Here is a 22,074-nt window from a genome sequence, read left to right as displayed (position 1 = left end):
GGTGGGATATGACTAATACCATCAAAGATGTTGCCAAAATAGCGAATGTCTCCATTGCAACAGTTTCCAGGATTTTGAATGCCCAGGGAGGCTATTCGGAAAAAACAAAATTCAGGGTTCTAAAAGTGATTGAAGAATTGGGATACCAGCCAAACGCAGTGGCAAGAGGATTAATTAACAAAAGAACACATACGATTGGTGTGCTTTTCCCGAAGCTATCCAGTTCTCTCGTTACCGATCTGCTGGATGGCATTGAAAAGGCTGCAAATGACAACGGTTCAAGTGTGATCGTCTGCCATACAGAATCAAATGGCGAAAAAACGATGAAATATCTCCAGCTGCTTATCGAAAAAAGGGTAGACGGTATTATTTTTGCAAGTGAAATATTGAAGGATGAGTATTATCAATTTGTAACGAAAGCCAAGGTGCCGATGATTTTGCTTTCGACCGAGTCCTATGCGTACCCCGTGCCTTTTGTAAAGGTCAACGATTATCATGCAGCATATGCTGCAGCCAAGCATTTAATCGACAAAGGGCATACCAACATTGGAATGATAAGCGGAAAAAAGGATGATATTATCGCGGGGATTCCCAGGATTGAAGGCTTTAAAAAAGCTCTCTCAGATCATGGCATATCACTGAGTCCCGATAATATTGTGTTCAGCAGGGGATTTAACTTCCCTGATGGGGTGGAGGGCTTGAAAAAGCTTATCGGACAGTTCCCGGATGTTACAGCGATTTTTGCAGCAAGTGATGAAATGGCTATAGGGACCTTATCAGCAGCTTATCAATTGGGAATTAAGGTCCCGGAGGAGATATCTGTTATAGGGTACGATAATTTGAACCTTGCTGAGATGTCCATTCCGCCGTTGACAACAGTGGGACAGCCTCTCGCAAAAATGGGAGAGGCTGCTGCAGAAATGCTTTTTACTATAATGGAAACTGGCGAAACTCCGGAAAGCCGGATTATGCCGCATAAAATCATTGAAAGAATGAGTGTGAAAGAGAGGAAAGAATAACTCTCTTTTTCTCAGTTCAATGACGTAAACGTTTACGTCATTGAGCTGAAAACACAAAAATCAGTTTCTATACTTCTATTTTTTTTAATTGCCATATTCATTCCTTTCCCAATCATCATGCTGCCGCTTGCCAAGCAGACCAGTGCCTGGGGTATGCAGGCTGGATTAATCATTTTGTATATCGTATTCACCTTTCCTTTAATGTATTGGCTATATACGTGCTGTTGCTGTGGAATTGGAAGAAGCGGCCATTATGGACGGTGCAACTACATGGGGTGTTTTCTGGGAAGTCATTTTCCCGCTGTTTGTGCCAATGAATGCTACTTTTGCCATCATCACAAGTCTTGGTGCATGGAATGACTTCATTCTGCCGCTCGATCAGTATATTTTCCATGGCCAATTCAGCACAGACCATAATCTAACATTTGCCTCCTGCTAATGGCACTTGCACAAATGATTATTGTGTACACTTTGCCTAGAAATGGGTTATAAGCGGTGTAATGAAAGGTTCTATAAAATTCTTAGATTGGAGTTGTATAAAAGTGAACAAAACATGGTGGAAAGAATGTGTCATTTATCAAATTTACCCAAGAAGCTTTAACGATTCTAATGGGGATGGGATTGGAGATATCAACGGAATTACTGGAAAAATTCCTTACTTAAGCGAACTGGGGATCGATGTGATCTGGCTATCCCCCGTTTACCAATCGCCTAATGATGATAATGGCTATGACATCTCAGATTACCGCAATATCATGGATGAGTTCGGAACTATGGAAGACTTTGACAGAATGCTGGTCAAAGCCCATGAGTACGGCATCAAAATTATGATGGATCTCGTTGTCAACCACTCAAGCGATGAACACCAGTGGTTCCGGGAATCACGAAAATCCAAAGATAGTTCCTACAGAGATTATTATATCTGGAAGAAAACAGACAACGGCGAACCTCCTACGAATTGGGGAGCTGCGTTTGGCGGAAGTGTATGGGAATATGATGAACAAACAGGCGAATATTACCTGCACCTTTTCAGTAAGAAGCAGCCTGACCTGAATTGGGAAAATCCTGTATTAAGAAATGAAGTGTATGAAATGATGCGCTTCTGGCTGGACAAAGGGATTGATGGATTCCGCATGGATGTCGTCAATTTCATTTCAAAAGATACCAGCTATCCACAGGGGGAGATTCGTGAAGGACACAATTATGGGGACGGCAGCAAGTATTATATGAATGGACCAAGAATTCATGAATTTCTGCAGGAAATGAACAAAGAAGCCCTTAGCCCTTATGATACCATTACGGTTGGCGAGATGCCCGGTGTAACAGTTGAAGAAGGCAAGCTCTATACAGGCAAGGACAGTAATGAATTGAATATGGTATTCCATTTTGAACATGTCGGGCTTGGCGACGGTCAATACGGCAAATGGGATCCGCGTCCTTGGAAACTGACTGAACTGAAAGAGATTTTCAGCAAGTGGCAAAAGGGTCTGGAGGAAGATGGCTGGAACAGCTTATACTGGAGCAACCATGACCAGCCTCGCGCCATTTCCCGGTGGGGAAATGACTCAGAGGAATACCGCGTTATTTCTGGTAAGATGATTGCGGCATGCCTGCATATGATGCAGGGGACACCATATATTTACCAAGGTGAGGAAATTGGCATGACAAACGTCAAGTTTACTGATATCAATGATTACCGTGATATCGAAACGTTAAATGCATACCGTGATCTTACACCGGATTTTTTAACACATGATGAAATCTTTAAAGGCATTCATAAGAGAGGCCGGGATAATGCGAGAACGCCTGTTCAGTGGGATGCCAGTCCGAATTCAGGCTTTACCGACGGAACCCCTTGGATCAATGTTAATCCTAATTATGAGTGGATTAACGCAGAAGCAGTGTTAAAAGATGAAGATTCCATCTTCCATTTTTATAAAAAGCTCATTCAGCTTAGAAAGCAAAATGAAGTAATTGTTTATGGCACATTCGATTTAATCATGGAGGAAAATGAGCAGATCTTCGCCTATACAAGAACTCTTGGTAATGAACAGCTGCTTGTGATCTGCAACTTCAGTGAAGAAACTCCTGACTTTAAACTGCCAGACCATGTCCGGTATTCATCTAAGGAACTGCTGATTTCCAACCTGAATGCAAATGAAAATGAAGAAATTGAAAACCTGCCACTCAAGCCTTATGAAGCAAGAGTGTATCGTTTGATGATATAAAGATAGGGCCTGTTTAGGTCCTTTTTTTAATGAAGAAATGATGAAACGAGGTATCCCTTATATATATAATGATGAATAAAAGCAGCAGTTTATTAGATAAAGGCTCCGTTTTTTTATTTCTGTAAAAAGCTGATTGCACGAAGAAAACAAAACGAGGTAATGGTTTACGGAGATTATAAGGATCTATTGCTTAATGATAAACAGACATTTACCTTTGATGGATTTACAAGCCGGAAGCTGTTCTTTTTATTTATAAGAGTGATAGGGTGGAAAATGAAGAAGTATTGCAACCGCATGAAGCGAGAATTTATGAGTTAATTAATTAGAGAACCATTGAGGTTCTTTTTTTTGTTGACAAATTTTTTCTAAACAATATTATTATGTTAAATCATGGAGGGGGCCATTTCGATGAATATATTAGAATACTCCTGGGTTGGCAGTGAGGAGCCTTACCTGGATGAAATAAGCATTCAGCATATCGGAAGAATGGTATTAGGGCGTTTCGGCGGAAACAGGAATGCTGGGCAAAATAAAAATGAAGACGGCTGCCTTTTATGGATAGGTAATAACGAAGATTGGGAGTTTACTGTTTTACTTGATGCCCATACTACAGCTGAAAGCGCTGAGTTAGTTATTCAAACGGTCAAATCACTGAAAACGGAAATCATTGCTTTATTAGTGCTGCCGCCTGGAGAGGTGTTTGAACAGGTTGGCGGATTACTGCTTAAACAATTTAAAAGCCAGGATTTCAAGGCGGAATGCAAAAAGATTAAAGGTGAAACAGCTTTCCTATGTGTGATCAGAAAAGGCTCATTTCTTTGGTGGCTATCAATCGGGGATTGTATTCTGCATTTATTCCACCCCGAACTGGCTGCATTTAACGAATATCAGCAAAACCACCGAAGTTTTTATGAATGGGTGGGTAATGTCAATACGTTTGATTTGCCGGTTCCCTGTTATAGCTCGGGTACAAAGGAGCTCAGAAGAGGCAGGAATCATATTTTTCTAACAACAGATGGCTTGACAGAATGTCCCCACACCAACTTTGCTGAACCAAAAGAAATATTTAATCTCTTTAGCATGTTCGGGAATGAGGGTGGGGTCCGTGAGCTATTGAAGTTAATAAAAGATAGGGATGTCCGGGACAGTACGACCATTATATCCTGGATAATTGAAGCTGAGCATGAAGGAAGTAAGCCCAGCGGCTGATTTGACAGATACTTGGCAGAAAATCGGCAGTAAAAGAAAATAGACCTGGAGACAATAGAATTTGAATGAATAACGACGAAAAAGAAGCCTCCACTCTAAGGATAAAGGGTCCGTTTTCGGGTGCTTTACTGATAAAGGACATAAAAAATGACGTGTGAATCAGCACACGTCATTTTCCTATAAGGTTTTTTGCTTATTTTATCGTTTTTGAGATAGCAATTGACCTTATAATTTATAATGGACAATAAGTATTGTACCATCAAAATGCAGTGCAAAGACAGCTGTCAATTTCAATGTCACTTGGGCTGCCTGCAATATCTTACTCTCATTGAACAAACGGGGCAGGTTTATATAATGGTGTGTAATACTCATGCTTTTTTTGCTGCTCTGTTCTCCTTTACTCCATTTCTGTCTGTTAAGCTAACCAAGAAAGGTGAAATTTATTGCTTGCCAGTTTAGTATGAGATAAAATAAAAAATTGGGAATGCATTTCAACTTTCTATAAAAAGGATATAAATATGTTTAAAAATATAGATTTATTTAATCAGGCCTTTTTTTTTGCTCCGATTGGGATGTCGATAGTCTCATTAGAGGGAAAATGGATTAAGGTAAATCATGCTTTAACTAAAATTACTGGTTATACAGAGGATGAGCTCCTTACCACGAACTTTCAAGCCTTAACCTATCCAAAGGACTTAGATACAGATTTATCTTACACACAAGAATTAGTGGAAGGAAAAAGAGACTCTTTTGAGATGGAAAAAAGGTATGTCCATAAAAGCGGGAAGATTGTATGGGTGTTATTATCTGTATCCATAGTGCGGGAAGGGAACAAGCCATTATTCCTTATTTCTCAAATACAAGATATAACCGATCGTAAAAACTCAGAAAGAATATTGAAACAAATGGCTCATTATGACTTTCTAACCCAATTGCCAAATCGGAGATTATTTGAAGAACGACTTAATCATGCAATTGAATCAGCTAATTTCAATAAAGGGCTAGTCGCAGTACTGTATCTTGATTTAGATGGGTTTAAGCAAATAAATGATACCTTTGGTCATGACTTAGGAGACTTTTTGTTAAAAGAAGTCGCCAGCAGGCTTACAGCTTGTATGGGAAGTAAGGATTCTGTAGCCAGGCTTGCGGGTGATGAGTTCACGATTTTACTTCCGGAAACGACAATCGACAATGCAAAACATGTTGCCGAACGGATCATTGACACTCTATCTAATAAAGTATCGGTACAGGATGTTGTTATCTCAATAACTCCTAGTATCGGAATTGCTTTTTGCGATGATTTCAATATGGATGTCAGGAATTTGCTGAAATATGCTGATGGAGCTATGTATCAAGCAAAACAGAACGGAAAGAATAATTATCAAGTTTCACAGAACAGATAAATCTAAGATATGACGTTATTATTAGCGTTGATCCTGAAAGGATTAACGCTTTGTTAGTTTAATAACCAAAACTTGGTGTTGCACTCACTTTCTTTTTTTGTTAGTATCGTATCATAGCTAACGATTCAGAAATTTAGGAGGGATATTATTCATTCGTTTAATGAGGATGGAGAGTTGCTCCCTGAAGAAGTAGATACAATTAATCGCTTAACTAAAATTCCAATTAGTTCCCTAAATCTAGATGCGATTTCAGTCGTCACCAATATTTATCGCGTCGCACAAGGATTAAGAAATAAGATGGAACAAGAAGTCTTATCGCAATACGGCTTATCATGGACAGCGTTTTCAATGCTTTACGATTTGTGGATTTGGGAATCAATTGAAACAAAAAAATTAGCTGAGTCAGCTGGAGTCTCAAAAGCCACAATTAGTAATATAACCAAAACTCTTGAAAAGAAAGAGTTATGTTTTAGGAAGACGGATAACAGGGATAGAAGAATTACTTACGTTTCTCTAACTAATAAGGGAAAACATGTAATGGAGGACCTTTATCCAAAGTTCCATAGTGGCGAGGTCCAGATAGTTTTAGGTTTATCCGTCGATGAACAGAAAAATTTATCCAGAGCCCTAAGAAAAGTAATAATGGATAATAACTTTTGAAAACAACTAAATATTAAAAAGCGTTGATGGGAAACCCAGTAGTTGCTATCTCCCTGTACCCAGAGAGTCGATGGTTGGTGCAAATCCATACACAGATAACAGTGAATTACATTCCTGGAGCTTTCTTTGCCAGATTGTTTTAGCAAAGAACGGCGAGCCGTTATTCATTGAGTGGAAGGATTAATTCCTTCAACAAGGGTGGTACCGCGTGCAAAACCACGTCCCTTTTTTGGGGGCGTGGTTTTTTATTTTTAATTAATATTTGGGAGGAATAACAAATGAACCAGGTTATGAATCAACTAAATACTGAACAGTTGAATGAAGTAAAAAGACAAATGAGCATATACACACAAGGGGTACAGGACATTATTCCTCTTGAAGATTTAGAAGCAAAAGTTGCCAAGTCAGTTCTGCAAAACAAACCATTAAAAATAAAACTTGGTTTAGATCCTTCAGCTCCAGATGTTCATCTTGGACATACAGTGGTTCTTAACAAAATGAGGCAGTTTCAAGAGAACGGACATATCATCCAACTAATTATTGGGGACTTTACAGGAAAAATTGGAGATCCGACAGGCAAATCGGTTGCTAGAAAACAATTGACAGATCAAGAAGTGAAACACAATGCCAAAACATACTTCGAGCAATTTGCAAAGGTTATTAATATGGAGAAAGTCGAATTGCATTACAACTCTAAATGGTTGTCTGAGCTAAAGTTTGAGGATGTAATTCAATTGGCTGGCAAGATCACCGTGGCAAGGATATTAGAAAGGGATGATTTTGAAGAACGCATCGCATTAGGGAAACCAATTTCTCTACACGAATTTTTCTACCCCTTGATGCAGGGATTCGATTCTGTTGTACTGGAATCTGATATTGAGCTTGGTGGAACTGATCAGCATTTTAATATCCTGATGGGAAGACACTTCCAAGAAAAGTTTGGAAAGGAAAAGCAAGTTGCATTGCTGATGCCATTACTGGAAGGACTTGATGGTGTCGAGAAGATGTCTAAATCAAAGAAAAACTACATTGGTATTGATGAGAGCCCGCAGGAAATGTACGGGAAAGCAATGTCCATTCCTGATAAGTTAATGACAAAATACTTTGAGTTAATAACAGATTTTTCACCTGAACAAATTCAGACCACTCAGAAACAGTTAGAAACAGGGAAACTTCACCCCAGGGATGCTAAAATGCTGCTTGCTAAGACAATTGTTAGAATGTACCACGGCATTGATGCTGCAGAGCAGGCAGAACATAATTTTATTTCTGTCTTCCAGAAAGGCTCAATGCCAGATGATATTCCTGTAATAGAGTGGAAAGGAAATAAGGAGACATCAATTGTTGAGCTGCTGGTTGGTTTGGAAATGTTATCATCTAAGAGCGAAGCAAGAAGGATGATTGAAAACAGAGGCGTAAAAGTTAACGGGAAACAAGTGGACAATCCGCAAGTAACCATTAATGTCACTGACGGTTTAATTGTACAGGTAGGAAAACGTAAATTTATTAAAGTGAAAATATAAGATAGATTTTTACAGATCAAGAGGCTGTTAAAGTGACTAACAGCCTCTTACTAATATTAAAAAAAATTTTTGAAGTCTTGTACTTAAACTAACTTGTGTTTAGTTCAATAAGTAAGGGTAATTTTATAACAAAGAAAACTCGCCATTTTGGGAGGAGTTTTAATTTTTTATATGACATATGCATTGTCAAAAGGCTGTCATTTCGGTGCAGTTTTTTGAAAAGCACCTCAATACGGAACCTTTACTCGAAGGATAGAGTTAATTAAAATGAATTACGACGATAAAGAAACCCCGTTTTAAAAATGGAAGTTAATCAAAAAGCCCGGCAGACGATTTTCGTTATGATGTGTTCCCGCAGATTGCCTCATTAATGGGGCTGGATACCAGGTCACATCTTCGCTTTGAAGGATCGGGCAATGGTGGAATTGAATACAGCTGTATTGCATTCATTTAAAAAAGAAGGTGTCAGCATAGTAGACCATCATAACTGCAGCACAGCAATTCAAAAAATTTGAAGAAAACGAAAAGGGCCAGGGAACTGACCGGTGACTGGACCTGTCTGATCCCGCCCGTATCCCCTGCAGCTACTCAAATTTTCATAAACAGTATAACAATGAAGTAAAAACGCCTAACTACTGCTAACAAGATACTCCTTATCATAAATGAAAGCCGGCATCCAATCATGCCGGCTTTCTATATTGGTTAATTAATCTCTTCATCACTGGTTCTCCGGTCTGTATTTTCAGGAGGAATCTTGGAAAGCTGGTCCATAGGCTCCATCATAGATTCAAGAAGACTTCCTTTAACTTGATTCTGTTCATCCATACTATCCGGCTGAATATGCTCACGTTTGTCCATCACTTCACCTCATTTTATTATATTTTTAATAGAATTTACTTCCTGCTTCAAGTTTATTCCAAAAACCGAGATGTCATAGATTAAATTTCCTGTCAATGGAAATAATGGATGCTAAAAGATCTTTGGAGAAAACGTATGACAAATATATTATTGATTGCAACTCTAGCTATGATTTTTATATTATTTATCTTTTTTATTTTAATGCTGGTCGGCTGGCGCTGGATCATGAAGCGGCTCGTTAAGCAGGCAGGGAAGATAATTATGACAGACAGCTACCAGGAAAATCTCATAGAGCTGATCCCTGGTTTCAAGCATATGGGCATTCAAAATGCACTGGAAAATAACCTGCGTGCAGAAACGGGTGATGTCCTGCACCGCCCATTTGGCTCTTCGAAAAAATGGCCTCATTTTGATGAAATTACTTTTATTCCTGCACAGACTTCGCCCTTTGCTATTGACGGGGATGAAGATGTTGATGTGAAGGTGACAATCGGGCCAAAAGCGAAAAAACCAATGAAAATCAAAATCCCCCTGATGATCAGCGGAATGGCCTATGGAATCGCATTGAGTGAGCAAGTGAAAATTGCGCTGGCAACAGCTGCCAAGAATACAGGTACCGCCATCAATTCCGGTGAAGGAGGAATCCTTCCCGAAGAGCTTGAAAGTGCAGGAAAGTATATCCTTCAGTTCTCCAAAACCGAGTGGGGGAAGGAAGAAAAAACCATCAAACGTGCCGACATGATTGAAATTAAGCTGGGGCAGGGAGCTGTAATGGGGATGGGAGGAAACATATCTCCTGAAAATTTAACCGGCCGTGCAAGGGAAGTAATGGGGCTGAAGGAAAATGAAACTGCCCATATAATGGAACACTTTTTTGAAAAACAGACATTGAAGGATTTAAAGGAACTGGTGGATGAACTCCGCAGTATAACCGGAGGTGTTCCAATTGGTGCAAAAATAGGGGCAGGAGGAAAAATAGAAGAAGACATTGACCATTTAATCGAAATGGGCGTTGATTTTATAGCAGTTGATGGGGGACAGGGAGCATCTGTCGGTGCGCCGCCTTTATTGGCAGACGATTTTGGAATTCCAACTTTACATGCTCTCATCCGAGCATCCAATCACCTTGAAAAACGCAAAAAGAAGGGGGAAATCAGCTTAATTGTATCAGGCGGCCTCTTCACACCAGGTCACTTTTTAAAAGTCCTCGCGCTTGGTGCGGATGCTGTCTACCTTGGATCTGTTATGCTGTTTACTGTCTCCCATAAGCAAACTTTGAATTCACTGCCTTTTGAACCGCCAACACAAGCTGTCTGGAACGAAGGTAAATTTAAGGATACCTTTAAAATCGAAGATGGGACAAAATCTGCAGAAAAGTTTTTAACCGCGAGCACGGAGGAAATCAAAATGGCTTTGCGAGCCATGGGGAAAAAGACTTTAAAAGAATTGTCCAAGAAAGATCTTGTGTCCTATGATGAGATGACGGCGAAAATGATCGGGATTCCATTTTCCTTTGAACCTTGGGAAGACAAATCAAAGAAAACAGAATAACAGCCTGGCGCATGGAGCCAGGCTGTTATTCATCAATGTCTCTCTTAACTTTTGATTTTGGCTGGGGCTGAAACCGATGCGGATTTTGCGTTCTTAAATACAACGGCCTTAAAGGCTGAAACGGAAATCTGAGAAATGAATCTTTCAAATCCCGGTATCTTGGCGGGTAAAACGGCTCCAAAAACGGCCTTCCGAGAGAGGTAAGCCTGATCATATGTGTCAACAAGATGCAGGAACAGAATAAAACACCTACAAAACCCCATAAATTGGCAAAAAATAAAAACGGAAATCTTAGAAATCGAATCGTATTATTCATTTTGTAAACAGGTGTTGTAAAAGAGGCAAGAGCTGCCAATGCAATAATGATTAACAGGACATTACTTGTCAGCCCTGCCTGCACAGAAGCAGTCCCAATGACAATCCCTCCTACGATACCGATTGTCTGTCCGATTTTGGTGGGCAATCTGGCTCCAGCTTCTCTTAAGAGCTCAATTACCAGTTCAAGCATTAAAGCTTCATAGAAAGGCGGCAGAGGAATATGCTGTCTTGAAGTCACAAGTGTACCTAACAAATCCGTGGGGATGAGCTCCATGTGATAAGTAAGCGTTGCAACATAAATGGACGTGATCTGTATGGAAAAAATAACAGAAAAGGCCCGCAATATTCTTGCAAAAGAAGCGATAGTCCAATTTAAAAAATAATCTTCAAAGGAACTGAAGAATTCTGAAAACGTTGTAGGGGTAATCAGCACATGCGGTGACCCATCTATGGCGATCACGATTTTTCCTTCAGCAAGGACAGCGGCAGCCCTGTCCGGTCTTTCTGTATCCAGAAGCTGAGGGAAAGGAGAGTTCTTATTATCTGAAATGAGCTGTCCAATATAAGAACTGTCAGTGATTTCATCAAAATCGATATTTTCGATTCTTTCTTTAACCATGCTGACATAATCTGTATTCGTGATTCCCTCAATATAGAGAACGGCCACCACTGTTCTGGATATGCTTCCGATTATATATTCCTCAATGATCAGTTCAGAGATGGGCAGCCGTTTGCGGATTAAATTCAAATTATTGCCTAAAGACTCGACAAAGGCTTCTTTCGGTCCAATAACGGTTTGCTCGACTTCCGGATGCGTCAGCTCTCTTACATATGAACATTTAGCAGCCATAAAAGCTGCTTTTTGTTTTTCGGCTTCTACTGTTACCATCACATATCCATTCAAAAGCAAATGTTCTGCTTTTGAAAGATCCTCACAAATTTGTATGCTTGCCGATGGCAAAAGCTTTTTCAAATCATCGATCTTGTTGAACTCACCCTGAAGAAGCTGAGGGAGCAAATTCTTGGTGATCATTTTTTGGTCAGTCAGTGTTTTGAAATAAATAAAAGAAAAGCAGAGGCCTGTTTGTCTATTGCTATATTTTACTTTTTGAAAATCATGAGATCGTGAAAAGGACCTTTCCAGCTCGTCAAATTCAATCTCGGATATACTTTTCTTCTTTTTTAACTCTTTTTTCATACACAAATCACCAGTTTGTTTCGGCATTATGTGTTAGTGTTACCGTTTTTGGAAGGATTATGAATGAATAGACGGGGAATAGCTGAAAAAAGCCTCCCTATAAAAGGAGGAAGGCCTTGTTAATTAAACGGGTTCTTCTTCAGGCTGTTTAAAACAGGCAGAAACAAGAATTTCTAGGTTGTCAAACTCATTAGCATCCAAAAAGGAAATGCAGCTGCGCAAAGTATTCAGTGCGCTATCAACGAGAAATTTTCTTGGCTTTTTCGAATGGACCATTTCTTCCTGAATAAAGTCCAGTAGATCCATGCAATTGTTCTGACCTTCCTGCTTTATGGACTTTTTTAAAGTCAAAATGGATTTGCAGAGAATATGCACATTTCTATGATCTGTCTGCTTAAATCTGTTTTCAATCAGTTCAGGCTTCAGCAGGTATTCATCGGCAGAACTGACCTCTTCTACCACCTTCCTGATTCTTTCTACACTATAACGGACCACAGGATTAATGCTTGAAGAGAACTCAAAGAATTTTGTATAGTATTTTACGTTATGATGGAGGATTCCAAGGAACATCACGGCGCAGTCCAGCAAATAGGGTTTCTTGTCTTCACCAAAAATTTCTATAAACCGGTTGAAAATCCAATCCACCATTCTCAGCTGGCCTTCCTTAATGAACTGCTTGAGTTCAGGGTCATTTGAAACAAGTACTTCTTCAAAAAGGGCAACCAATTTATTCGTCCGATTCATATTCATTTGTAATTCTATCTGCTGTGTGAATACTTCTAAGCTGCTTGGGTCCTGGCCAATAAGGAGCTTATTCCGTTCATCTTCCATTTTTTTATGCAATGTTTTAAAAATGGACATAAGCAGTTCATTTTTTGAGGAAAAATAATTATAGAAGGTTCCTTTAGAGATCCCGCTGTATTCTAAAATATCCTGAATGGAGGTAGCTTGAAAACCTTTATCCAGGAATAATTGATGTGCTTTTTTTATTACTTGCAGTTTCCTGTCATTCATTTATTATCACCTGTCATTTTATTTGAACTGTGTGTATAAATTAATAGTACATCATTCTAAGATTTTTCACAAACCCTCTATTTAACAAGGATTTTTTTGTTGCAAAAATTGTACTCATGGTATATTATATGGTTTGTGTGTAACGCAAGTATAAAAGAATGAACTGATAGTACAGGAGGAAATGTAATGGAACAAGCAATAAATAATAAAACAGACCGACCGCCCTATGGGATTCTGGCTGTTTTGATGATTGGGGCATTTATCGCCTTTTTGAATAATACATTATTAAATATTGCCTTGCCATCTATTATGGCAGATTTAGAAATTGAAGCGGCAACCGTGCAGTGGCTGACTACTGGCTTTATGCTGGTAAATGGTATTTTGATCCCGGCTACTGCCTTTTTAATTGAAAAATATACAGTCCGCAGGTTATTTATTGTGGCAATGGGGCTATTTACAATTGGTACTCTTGTAGCGGGTGTTGCTCATGCATTCCCGGTGTTGCTGGCAGGCAGAATGCTGCAGGCATCAGGATCGGCTATCATGATGCCTTTATTAATGAATGTTATGCTGATCAGTTTCCCGGTGGAAAAACGCGGAGCAGCCATGGGTGTATTTGGCCTGATCTTAATGTTTGCCCCTGCTATTGGGCCAACTCTTTCCGGTTGGATTATTGAACATTATGATTGGAGAATGCTATTCCACTTCCTTTCACCGATTGCCGGTGTCATACTAGTGCTTGGCGCCGTCATGCTGAAAGACAAAAAGGAAAAGGTGAATATTCGTCTGGATCTGTTTTCCCTAATTCTATCAAGTGTAGGGTTTGGCGGAATACTTTATGGATTCAGTTCTGCAGGGAACAAAGGCTGGGATAGCCCTCATGTGTATTTGACAATTGCTGTAGGTGTCATCAGTTTAGTATGGTTTATCCTAAAACAATCGAAATCTGATCGTCCAATGCTCAACTTTGGCGTATATAAGTACCCGATGTTTGCCTTGTCATCAGCCATCAGCATGACGGTAAATATGGCGCTGTTCTCCGGGATGATTCTGATTCCGATTTATGTTCAGACATTAAGGGGAATTTCACCGCTGGATGCAGGATTGATGATGCTTCCAGGTGCCATTGTTATGGCCGTGATGTCGCCATTAACCGGAAAGCTGTTCGATAAAATCGGCGGTCGGATACTGGCGATCATTGGGTTAGCCATTACAGTGGGAACTACTTATGTATTCAGCAGGCTGACTCTGGAAACAACTTATACACAGCTGATTATTCTGAACTCAATCAGAATGTTCGGGATGTCTATGGTCATGATGCCAGTTTCTACGAATGGCTTGAACCAGCTGCCAAGAAGACTTTATCCTCATGGAACAGCAATGAACAACACGCTGAACCAGGTGGCAGGAGCCATTGGTACAGCCTTATTGGTAACAGTAATGTCAACAAGAACGGAAACACATGCTGCGGAAATAGCGAAAGAAGCGATGAAAGGCGGGGCTATGGCTAATGGCGGCCAGATGACCGAAGCCGCTGTGGCGGAAATGCAGCAGCAAGTTTTAATGAAAGCCATGCTTGAGGGAATCAACGATGCTTTCTTCGTCGCAACCTTTATCGCTGCAGCTGCACTGGTTCTGGCCTTCTTCATTAAACGTGCAACACCAATGGAAGACTCCGTTGAAGAGCCAAAGCAGGAGAATATGGCGCCTAAATTGGCAAACAGTTAGTTAGCAGAGGGGGAATCATAAGATTCCCTCTTTTTTTATAGTTATAAATGAAAAAGCCTGCAATGCATTCTGAGCACTAGCAGGCTTTCTTATTATCTATTTTTTCCAACTAATTTGATTGATTGATGTCCGCTGTGAGGGTGAGGTGAAAAAAGAATATGATCCAGATACAGAGCTTCCAGCTTTCGATCACTTAAATTAAACAAGCTATGATTATGCTTGAATTTAGATAGAGATAATAATTTGCTGATTAATGTTTCTCTGTTTAATGGCATGTAATGAACCCTCCCTTTTGTTAGTTTTATTTTAATTCATATTTATCCGATTAGTCAAGTAGGGATTGAGTTTGAATTAAGATATATAACAATGAAACATCTTTACTATTTTTAAATTTAAAAAATTCAGAAAAGTGTAGACGTTTCTTGTTGGATCCAGTATCCTAATATTAGATAGCTGAATTTATCTTAAAAAAGGAGGTTTGGGAATATAAATATGACAGCTGCCAATGATATTTTAAAAAAAATTGAGAATTTTTCAAGCGAAGAATTAAATCAGGTCTTCCACGTTATAACGGCACTTAAAGGGTCAAAAAAGGAACTGCATTATACAGGGAGGCTTTTAGGGATTGGTTTTGAAGAAAATGGAGAAATGAGCATGGAATTGGGCATGCAGAATGCCAATACATATGATGTTGCCCAAGGGGGAGCTCTCTATACATTGGCAGATGTATCTATAGGATTCCACATAATGAACCAGATACCACTAGATTCCCAAGTCTACACCTTGGAATTGAAAATGAATTATATCAAGCCTGGCAAAGGAAAAAAGTTGTATGCCAAACCTGAAATAGTTCATCTTGGCCGAAGTACTGTTGTTTCTGAGTGCAAAATTCTGGATGAAAAAGGGCAGGCAGTGGCAATCGCATTGGGAACATTTTTTTTAAAACATAAGGAGGGGGATTTAAAATGAGTGTAAAATTTGATGACGGATTACAAGTAAGGCGTGAAGTTTTAGGGCCTGAATATGTTGATAATTCCATTAAAAACGCTACCAGTTTTACCAAGCCTCTTCAGGAATTAGTTACGGAATATTGCTGGGGAGAAATTTGGACAAGAGAAGGACTTCCTAAAAAGACGAGAAGTATGATTAATTTAGCTATGCTTACTGCATTAAACCGACCGCATGAATTAAAGCTTCATCTGCGCGGTGCAATAAATAATGGAGTGACAAAGGAAGAAATTCAGGAAATCTTTTTACAGACTGCCATTTATTGCGGTGTACCTGCATCATTGGATAGCTTTAAAACTGCCCAAGAAATTTTTAAGGAAATGGGAATAGAAGAATAATAGTCTGACTTATCATTACTTCCAGTTATGAAACACCATTCTAATAAGTCTAAAGGAATGGTGTTTCATTATTTCATTATTCAATTTTCGGATAATTATAACTATTATAAAATTTAAGGTGTCGACAGCCGACAGGATAGTGGAAGGAGTGCAGTTGTGACCCAGAAACCTCTTGAAAAGGCACTTCCGTTTTATCTGCAAATTCAGCATGAAATTAAAGAGCGAATTTGGCAAGGAGAATATAAACCAGGTGACCGATTATTTGAAGCACAGCTTGCCAAGCAATTCTCTATCAGCCGCAGCCCTGTTAGAGAAGCCATCCGTACTTTAATTAACGAAGGCCTTCTGAGTATGAATGAAAAATCTCAAATCACCGTATACAAGCCAACGTTGAAAGATGTTAAAGATATCTATGGCTGCAGGATTGCACTGGAATCGGCTGCTGTGGCTCTGGCAGCAGAGCGGGCAACAGTGGCGGAAATAGCAGAACTGGGAAGTATTATAGCTGGAACAGAAGCGGCAATCGAAAAAAATGGCAAGGAAGAAATCGTAAAATGGAACACAAAGTTTCATGAGAAAATCATTTTAATAAGTGATAATAAAAGGTTAAAAAAACTAGTGGATGAACTTCAGTCATTAATTTATTATTACAGGCTTTTAAATATTGAGGGTGAAGAGAGAGGAGCAATCATCTTAAAAGGACACAAGGAAATCTTTAAAGCGATCAGTGAAAGAAACCCAGAAAAAGCAGCACAATGTTTAATGGAACATACCAAGGAGGATTTAAAAAACCTGATACATCTTATTGAGGGAAAAGAGGAGATTAAATGAGGATTGTAGATGCTGAGATTTTAACTGAAAGTGTTGCTAAGCTTTGCTGGGAAGCATGCTACTATTTGCCCGATGATGTTTTAGCAGGGTTTAAACGAGCTGAAAAAACAGAGGCTTCACCTATTGGCAAGTCCATTCTTCAGCAGCTGATGGAGAATGCAGAAGAAGCTAAAACTAACCATATGCCATATTGTCATGATACAGGAATGGCTGTTGTTTTTGTTGAAATCGGGCAAGATGTGCATATTATAGGCGGAAATTATTTAGATTGCATTCAAGAGGGGGTTCGGACTGGATACAAAGAAGGATATTTACGCAAATCTGTTGTAGGAGATCCTTTGCTTCGTGTAAACACAGGAGATAATACCCCAGCAGTCGTACATACGGAAATTGTGCCGGGGGATCAAATTAAGATTACTGTCCTGCCAAAGGGCGGCGGCAGTGAGAATATGAGCGCCATGAAATTTCTGCTTCCAGGAGAAGGTGTCGAAGGTGTTAAGAATTTTGTCCTTCAGACAATCAAAGATGCTGGAGGGAAGGCATGCCCGCCCGTTGTGGTAGGTGTGGGGATTGGCGGCAGTTTTGATAAAGTAACATCTCTTGCGAAACATGCTGTATTAAGAGAAATTGGTGTCCACCACCCTGACCCTCATATTGCAGAGCTTGAAAAGGAATTACTGGAAGCCATTAATGATACAGGGATTGGACCTCAGGGACTTGGCGGGACGAGCACAGCATTATGGGTGCCTATCGAAACATTCGCATGCCATATTACAGCCTTGCCTGTGGCAGTTAATATTCAGTGCCATGCTGCAAGAAAGAAAACTATCGTTATTTAACTATCGTTATTTGAATGAAAGCTGGGAGGGATTCGATTGCCGGAATACAGGCTGCAAACACCAATAACCAAGGAAGATATAAAAAAATTAAAAATTGGCGATACTGTACTGCTGACAGGAACGATTTTCATGGCCAGAGACGCTGCACATAAAAGAATGGTAGAGCTGCTTGAAAACAATAAGCCTTTGCCAGTGGAACTAAAGGGGGAAGTCATCTTTTATGCAGGTCCATGTCCTCCAAAGCCTGGTCAGGTAATAGGACCGGTGGCACCGACTACTGCATTTAGGATGGATCCATACGCACCCGCAATGTACGAGTATGGCGTTGTTGGAACGATTGGCAAAGGGCCAAGGAGAGATATGGTGAAGGATGCCTGCAAGAAACATGGCGCAGTTTCTTTTGCTGCCATTGGTGGATTGTCAACCATTCTAAGCAGGAGAGTGAAAGCTGTCCAGGTGGTTGCATATGAAGACTTAGGACCAGAAGCGATAAGAAGATTAGAAGTCCAGGATTTTCCTTTGCTTGTAGCTTATGATTCAAACGGTGACGATTTATACCAACAGGAGATTGCAAAATATGAAAATTTCAATCAAAAAACAAATAAGGGAGCTGTGTGATGATGAAAAAATTTGAAGTTGCAGTAATACCGGGGGATGGAATTGGAAAAGAAGTAGTACCTGTATCTTTAAAGGTATTAGAAACAGTTGCAGAAGTTCACGGTGGAATAAAATTTGATTTTCAATCTTTTCCTTGGAGCAGTGATTATTATGTGGAACACGGAAAGATGATGCCTGATGATGGATTAAAAATATTAAAAAACTTTGAATCTATTTTTCTTGGTGCCATCGGTAATCCAGCTTTAGTGCAAGACCACATTGCCTTATGGGGTCTGTTAATTAAGATTAGAAGGGAATTTGAACAATCTATTAATATTCGTCCTGCAAAGTATTTTAAAGGGTTAAAGTCGCCGCTGGTAAACCCTAAAGATTTTGATTTAATTGTAGTCCGGGAAAACAGTGAGGGAGAGTATAGTGAGGTAGGCGGGAGAATTCATAAAGGTGATGATGAACTGGCCATCCAGAATGCTATTTTTACAAAAAAGGGAACAGAAAGAGCGATGCACTATGCCTTCGAATTAGCAAAGAAAAGAAGAGGCCATGTGACATCAGCTACAAAGTCTAATGGGATTTTTCATTCTATGCCTTTCTGGGATGAAGTATTTAACGAAGTCAAGGAAGAGTATCAGGATGTACAGACTGCTTCATATCATATTGATGCACTTGCTGCATTTTTTGTAACTCGTCCACAAATATTTGATGTCATTGTAGCCAGCAACCTATTTGGGGACATATTAACCGATATTGGAGGTGCAATTATGGGGAGTATTGGAATTGCTCCTGCAGCTAATATCAACCTTAACGGAAAGTATCCATCCATGTTTGAGCCGGTCCATGGCTCCGCACCTGATATAGTAGGAAAAGGAATTGCTAACCCAATTGGACAAATTTGGACTGCCAAAATGATGCTGGACCACTTTGGTGAAGAGGAATTGGGCAGTAAGCTTCTCGATATAATAGAGGACGTTACAAATGATGGTATAAAGACTCCTGATATTGGAGGAACTTCTTCAACAGAAGAGGTTGGAGACGAGATATGCAGACGGCTTAAACAGGCGGTTTCAGTTTAACTCTTATTATTGTAATAGAAGAATCCCAGTATTTGAATCTGGGATTCTTTTTTTTATAGTTTGTTATATTTACTGTTAATTACTCTCCAGGCTTCAAGCTATAGAGGAACGGTCCGGCGTTCCCCGTCGCTTTGGGCCTGATATTCACCTATTAACCCGCACTCAGAGCAATGGAAAAGCTTCACACAATTGAGCACCTCACGAGCGAAATCATTTTCAGGGATCGATAGATTTTCGCTCCAAACAATAGGGTGAAAAAACAATATTAATCAGTGAACAAGAAAGTTCAGCTGATGGGATTTCTGCATGCTCTTTCTTTTCGAGGGAGACTGTACTTATAGTACATAATTGATAGACATATCTTTGAATAATTAAAAAACAACCGCTCCTTAATTAGTGCGGTTGCTCTTTGAATTTTACATTAAAAAGCAGTTTTATTTGCTTTCAGCGTCCTCAATGATATCTTTGCCGATTTTCTCAGCCCACTCAATGTAAATTGGTTCAAGAGTCTTCTTGAATTCTTCGATTTCAGCATCAGAAAGCTCATTGATTTCAACTTGCCCATTTTCTTTTAATTTTGCCAATGCATCGTCATTAAGCTTTTTAGCAGACTCTCTTGCCAGCTTTGTTCCTTCGTCAACGCCTTTTTGTACAATAGCTTTTGTTTCATCATTTAAGCCTTCCCAGAATTTTGTATTAGTCAGCAAAGCATAGTCAACACGGGTATGCCCCATAATGGTCATATACTTTTGCACTTCATCAAATTTCTTGGATTCAATGTTGCTGAAAGTGTTTTCCTGTCCATCAACAGTTCCCTGCTGAAGGGCAGTATATAATTCACCAAAAGGAATAGAAGCAGACCCAGCTCCTAATTCAGCATAGATTGCTTCAAGCAATTGTCCGCCTTGTGTCCGGATTTTCATCCCATCTAAATCCTCCGGCTTTTTGATTGCCTTTTTATCATTAGTCATGTGCTTTGCGCCATTTGGCCACATAGCCATCCCGAGTACTCCATCTTTTTCAAGGCGTGTAAAGATTTCCTGCCCTTTTTCACCATCCCAGAATGCATTAGCAGCTTCATCGCTTTCAAAAAGGAAAGGCATTGCAGGAATATTGAAGCCAGGGTCGTTCCCTACAAGCTTAGACATATCAGGCAAAATGAATTGAACATTATTTGCAACAAGGTTTTGATATTCATCCTTATCTCCAAATAAAGAGCTGTTGGGGTATACTTGTACTTTAATCTTGCCGTCTGACTCTTTTTCAATGACCTCTTTCAATTTGAGAGCACCTTGATGTTTTGGAGTATTTTCAGCTACAACGTGAGCAATTTTAATTGTTAGTTCTTGTACTCCGTCGCTTTTAGCACCGCCGCCTGAACCTTCAGTTTTCTCAGAATTGCCGCACGCCGCCAGGGCGAACATTATTACCAGTGCCAGAGCCGCCAGAAACAACTTCTTCATTATCTTCATTTATAATCCCCCTTTTTAATAAATAATTTGAAACAAATTTATTTATCTCTGTATGGTCAGCTTCTTTGTCTAAGGCATTGCTTGCTTCGCTAAATTTTTGATATACGATCTCTGGCAGTGAAGTAGCAGCACCAGCATCTTTAAAAAGCTGACTTGCCATGCCAATGTCTTTTTTGATCAATTCAAGCGAAAATCCCGAATTGTAAGCTTCTGTCAAAATGAAACTTGGGAATTTATATTCTGTAGAACCGCTCCTGCCGGTACTTTGATTAATCACATCAATTGCCTTATCAGGCTGTACACCAAAGTTCTCCAGCAATTGCACAGCCTCACAGGATGCTAAAAGATGGGTGGCTGATAGGTAATTATTAATTGCTTTTATTAAATGGCCGCTTCCTGATGGCCCAACTAAAGAAATATTGCTGCCCACGGCATGGAGCAAACGCTTACATTTTTCGAATTGCTCTGCAGATCCGCCAGCCATAATCGTCAATGTCCCATCAACTGCTTTTTTTACTCCGCCGCTTACTGGAGCATCCACAAAGCTTATATTATAGGGTTCCAGTTTTCTGCTATTTTCTTTTGTATCCGCAGGATAAGAACTGCTCATATCAACTATAATGAGAGAATTCTGATCTTGAAGCGAAACCGAAGATCTTGAATCAATGATTTCTTCCACTACCTTGTTAACGATGACAGAGGAAGGGAGCATTAACACAACATACTGTACTTTATGAATCCAATCTTTCATACTGCCGGTATTTCCGCCCAATGCCTGTAGTTCGATTAATGCGTTTTCATTCACATCTGACCCAAAAACATGGTAACCGTTCTTAAGGAGATTCATAGCCATTGGCAGACCCATTTTCCCTAGTCCAACAAAGCCAATATTTTCTTTCATAAAAGGACATCTCCTTTAAGCCCCTTATGTAAAGAAGGAACCTTTTTTCTTCTTTGGTCAAGATCATCATTATTTAGATTCTCATTGACTAAAGAGGATTTTTTCTTTTGTGCCAAAATACTTTCTTTTAATACCACTTTTCGACCTCCTTTTTGGATTTTGGATACAAAACAAATATTACGAGGTGCTGATACAGGATGATAAAAATAGTATAACAAATCACTAGAATATTGTGAATACACAAAAAATAATAAAAAAATAAAATTTTCTGTTTATTTTTATTTTTAT

22 protein-coding genes, 1 pseudogene and 1 other annotated feature are annotated in these 22,074 nt (G+C 39.5%); of the genes and pseudogenes, 16 read left to right on the top strand and 7 right to left on the bottom strand.

From position 1 onward, the window contains the following. The first annotated feature begins 8 nt into the window (after nucleotides 1–8). From DFO72_RS07660 to DFO72_RS07625, 8 genes and pseudogenes are all read left to right on the top strand, one after another. Entirely contained in the window at nucleotides 9–1,019 is a 1,011-nt protein-coding gene (locus DFO72_RS07660) for a LacI family DNA-binding transcriptional regulator (protein WP_113883973.1), read from the top strand. 229 nt (nucleotides 1,020–1,248) lie between these two features. Then, complete coding sequence (locus DFO72_RS29865) at nucleotides 1,249–1,458, top strand: ABC transporter permease subunit (protein ID WP_243856088.1); 210 nt, start codon at nucleotides 1,249–1,251, stop codon at nucleotides 1,456–1,458. Between the two features lie 103 nt (nucleotides 1,459–1,561). Next, nucleotides 1,562–3,247: a glycoside hydrolase family 13 protein gene (locus DFO72_RS07650; protein WP_113883972.1), complete on the top strand. Its 1,686-nt coding sequence runs from the start codon at nucleotides 1,562–1,564 to the stop codon at nucleotides 3,245–3,247. A 408-nt stretch (nucleotides 3,248–3,655) separates the two neighbouring features. Next, nucleotides 3,656–4,456 (top strand): protein phosphatase 2C domain-containing protein, encoded by an 801-nt coding sequence (locus DFO72_RS07645; protein ID WP_113883971.1) that lies wholly within the window; start codon nucleotides 3,656–3,658, stop codon nucleotides 4,454–4,456. 518 nt (nucleotides 4,457–4,974) lie between these two features. Next, the gene (locus DFO72_RS07640) at nucleotides 4,975–5,859 is read left to right on the top strand and encodes a sensor domain-containing protein (RefSeq protein ID WP_113883970.1); all 885 of its coding nucleotides are present in this window, start codon (nucleotides 4,975–4,977) and stop codon (nucleotides 5,857–5,859) included. Nucleotides 5,860–6,006: 147 nt separating this feature from the next. Further along, a complete protein-coding gene (locus DFO72_RS07635) occupies nucleotides 6,007–6,519 on the top strand; it encodes a MarR family transcriptional regulator (RefSeq protein ID WP_113883969.1) in 513 nt (170 codons plus the stop codon). Between the two features lie 14 nt (nucleotides 6,520–6,533). Further along, nucleotides 6,534–6,748, top strand: a binding site (T-box leader). Between the two features lie 49 nt (nucleotides 6,749–6,797). After that, the gene (gene tyrS, locus DFO72_RS07630) at nucleotides 6,798–8,042 is read left to right on the top strand and encodes a tyrosine--tRNA ligase (protein ID WP_113883968.1); all 1,245 of its coding nucleotides are present in this window, start codon (nucleotides 6,798–6,800) and stop codon (nucleotides 8,040–8,042) included. A 325-nt stretch (nucleotides 8,043–8,367) separates the two neighbouring features. Next, nucleotides 8,368–8,684, top strand: a pseudogene (locus DFO72_RS07625) (nitric oxide synthase oxygenase); the annotation flags it as partial. 60 nt (nucleotides 8,685–8,744) lie between these two features. Here the strand turns inward: DFO72_RS07625 and DFO72_RS29365 are convergent. Beyond that, the gene (locus tag DFO72_RS29365) at nucleotides 8,745–8,900 is read right to left on the bottom strand and encodes a hypothetical protein (protein ID WP_166672437.1); all 156 of its coding nucleotides are present in this window, start codon (nucleotides 8,898–8,900) and stop codon (nucleotides 8,745–8,747) included. 135 nt (nucleotides 8,901–9,035) lie between these two features. Here DFO72_RS29365 and DFO72_RS07620 point away from each other — a divergent pair, with 135 nt between their 5' ends. Then, on the top strand, nucleotides 9,036–10,451 hold the full coding sequence (locus DFO72_RS07620) for an FMN-binding glutamate synthase family protein (protein ID WP_113883967.1): 1,416 nt from the start codon (nucleotides 9,036–9,038) through the stop codon (nucleotides 10,449–10,451). A gap of 25 nt (nucleotides 10,452–10,476) precedes the next feature. Here DFO72_RS07620 and DFO72_RS07615 read toward each other — a convergent pair whose 3' ends face one another. Beyond that, entirely contained in the window at nucleotides 10,477–11,967 is a 1,491-nt protein-coding gene (locus DFO72_RS07615; RefSeq protein ID WP_113883966.1) for a spore germination protein, read from the bottom strand. Between the two features lie 123 nt (nucleotides 11,968–12,090). Further along, nucleotides 12,091–12,981, bottom strand: coding sequence for a TetR/AcrR family transcriptional regulator (locus tag DFO72_RS07610; protein WP_113883965.1), 891 nt, complete (start codon nucleotides 12,979–12,981; stop codon nucleotides 12,091–12,093). A gap of 186 nt (nucleotides 12,982–13,167) precedes the next feature. Here DFO72_RS07610 and DFO72_RS07605 point away from each other — a divergent pair, with 186 nt between their 5' ends. After that, complete coding sequence (locus DFO72_RS07605; RefSeq protein ID WP_113883964.1) at nucleotides 13,168–14,709, top strand: DHA2 family efflux MFS transporter permease subunit; 1,542 nt, start codon at nucleotides 13,168–13,170, stop codon at nucleotides 14,707–14,709. A gap of 92 nt (nucleotides 14,710–14,801) precedes the next feature. Here the strand turns inward: DFO72_RS07605 and DFO72_RS07600 are convergent, their stop codons facing one another. Continuing rightward, on the bottom strand, nucleotides 14,802–14,984 hold the full coding sequence (locus DFO72_RS07600; RefSeq protein WP_113883963.1) for a hypothetical protein: 183 nt from the start codon (nucleotides 14,982–14,984) through the stop codon (nucleotides 14,802–14,804). Nucleotides 14,985–15,201: 217 nt separating this feature from the next. On the opposite strand from DFO72_RS07600, the gene DFO72_RS07595 reads away from it, so the two are divergent. From DFO72_RS07595 to DFO72_RS07570, 6 genes are all read left to right on the top strand, one after another. Next, complete coding sequence (locus DFO72_RS07595) at nucleotides 15,202–15,678, top strand: PaaI family thioesterase (RefSeq protein ID WP_113883962.1); 477 nt, start codon at nucleotides 15,202–15,204, stop codon at nucleotides 15,676–15,678. Continuing rightward, entirely contained in the window at nucleotides 15,675–16,055 is a 381-nt protein-coding gene (pcaC, locus tag DFO72_RS07590; protein ID WP_113883961.1) for a 4-carboxymuconolactone decarboxylase, read from the top strand. Before DFO72_RS07595 ends, pcaC begins: the two co-directional genes overlap by 4 nt. A 156-nt stretch (nucleotides 16,056–16,211) precedes the next feature. Next, a complete protein-coding gene (locus DFO72_RS07585; protein WP_113883960.1) occupies nucleotides 16,212–16,886 on the top strand; it encodes a GntR family transcriptional regulator in 675 nt (224 codons plus the stop codon). Next, nucleotides 16,883–17,725, top strand: coding sequence for a fumarate hydratase (locus DFO72_RS07580; protein WP_113883959.1), 843 nt, complete (start codon nucleotides 16,883–16,885; stop codon nucleotides 17,723–17,725). Before DFO72_RS07585 ends, DFO72_RS07580 begins: the two co-directional genes overlap by 4 nt. A 36-nt stretch (nucleotides 17,726–17,761) precedes the next feature. Next, nucleotides 17,762–18,343, top strand: coding sequence for a FumA C-terminus/TtdB family hydratase beta subunit (locus DFO72_RS07575; RefSeq protein ID WP_113883958.1), 582 nt, complete (start codon nucleotides 17,762–17,764; stop codon nucleotides 18,341–18,343). 2 nt (nucleotides 18,344–18,345) lie between these two features. Beyond that, a complete protein-coding gene (locus tag DFO72_RS07570; RefSeq protein WP_113884097.1) occupies nucleotides 18,346–19,413 on the top strand; it encodes a tartrate dehydrogenase in 1,068 nt (355 codons plus the stop codon). Nucleotides 19,414–19,847: 434 nt separating this feature from the next. Here the strand turns inward: DFO72_RS07570 and DFO72_RS07565 are convergent, their stop codons facing one another. Genes DFO72_RS07565 through DFO72_RS29360 form a run of 3 tightly spaced genes read right to left on the bottom strand, consistent with a single transcriptional unit; the run spans nucleotide 19,848 to nucleotide 21,923 of the window. After that, the gene (locus DFO72_RS07565) at nucleotides 19,848–20,885 is read right to left on the bottom strand and encodes a DctP family TRAP transporter solute-binding subunit (RefSeq protein WP_113883957.1); all 1,038 of its coding nucleotides are present in this window, start codon (nucleotides 20,883–20,885) and stop codon (nucleotides 19,848–19,850) included. Next, nucleotides 20,806–21,786 (bottom strand): NAD(P)-dependent oxidoreductase, encoded by a 981-nt coding sequence (locus DFO72_RS07560; RefSeq protein ID WP_113883956.1) that lies wholly within the window; start codon nucleotides 21,784–21,786, stop codon nucleotides 20,806–20,808. The genes DFO72_RS07565 and DFO72_RS07560 overlap by 80 nt, the downstream gene beginning before the upstream one ends. Further along, on the bottom strand, nucleotides 21,783–21,923 hold the full coding sequence (locus DFO72_RS29360) for a hypothetical protein (protein ID WP_166672436.1): 141 nt from the start codon (nucleotides 21,921–21,923) through the stop codon (nucleotides 21,783–21,785). Before DFO72_RS29360 ends, DFO72_RS07560 begins: the two co-directional genes overlap by 4 nt. Nucleotides 21,924–22,074: the final 151 nt, after the last annotated feature.

The organism is Cytobacillus oceanisediminis (genome assembly GCF_004366035.1).
Taxonomy (GTDB): domain Bacteria; phylum Bacillota; class Bacilli; order Bacillales; family Cytobacillaceae; genus Cytobacillus; species Cytobacillus oceanisediminis_C.
Note: the sequence above shows the minus strand (reverse complement) of the source record. Positions and strands in the feature narration are given on the sequence as shown.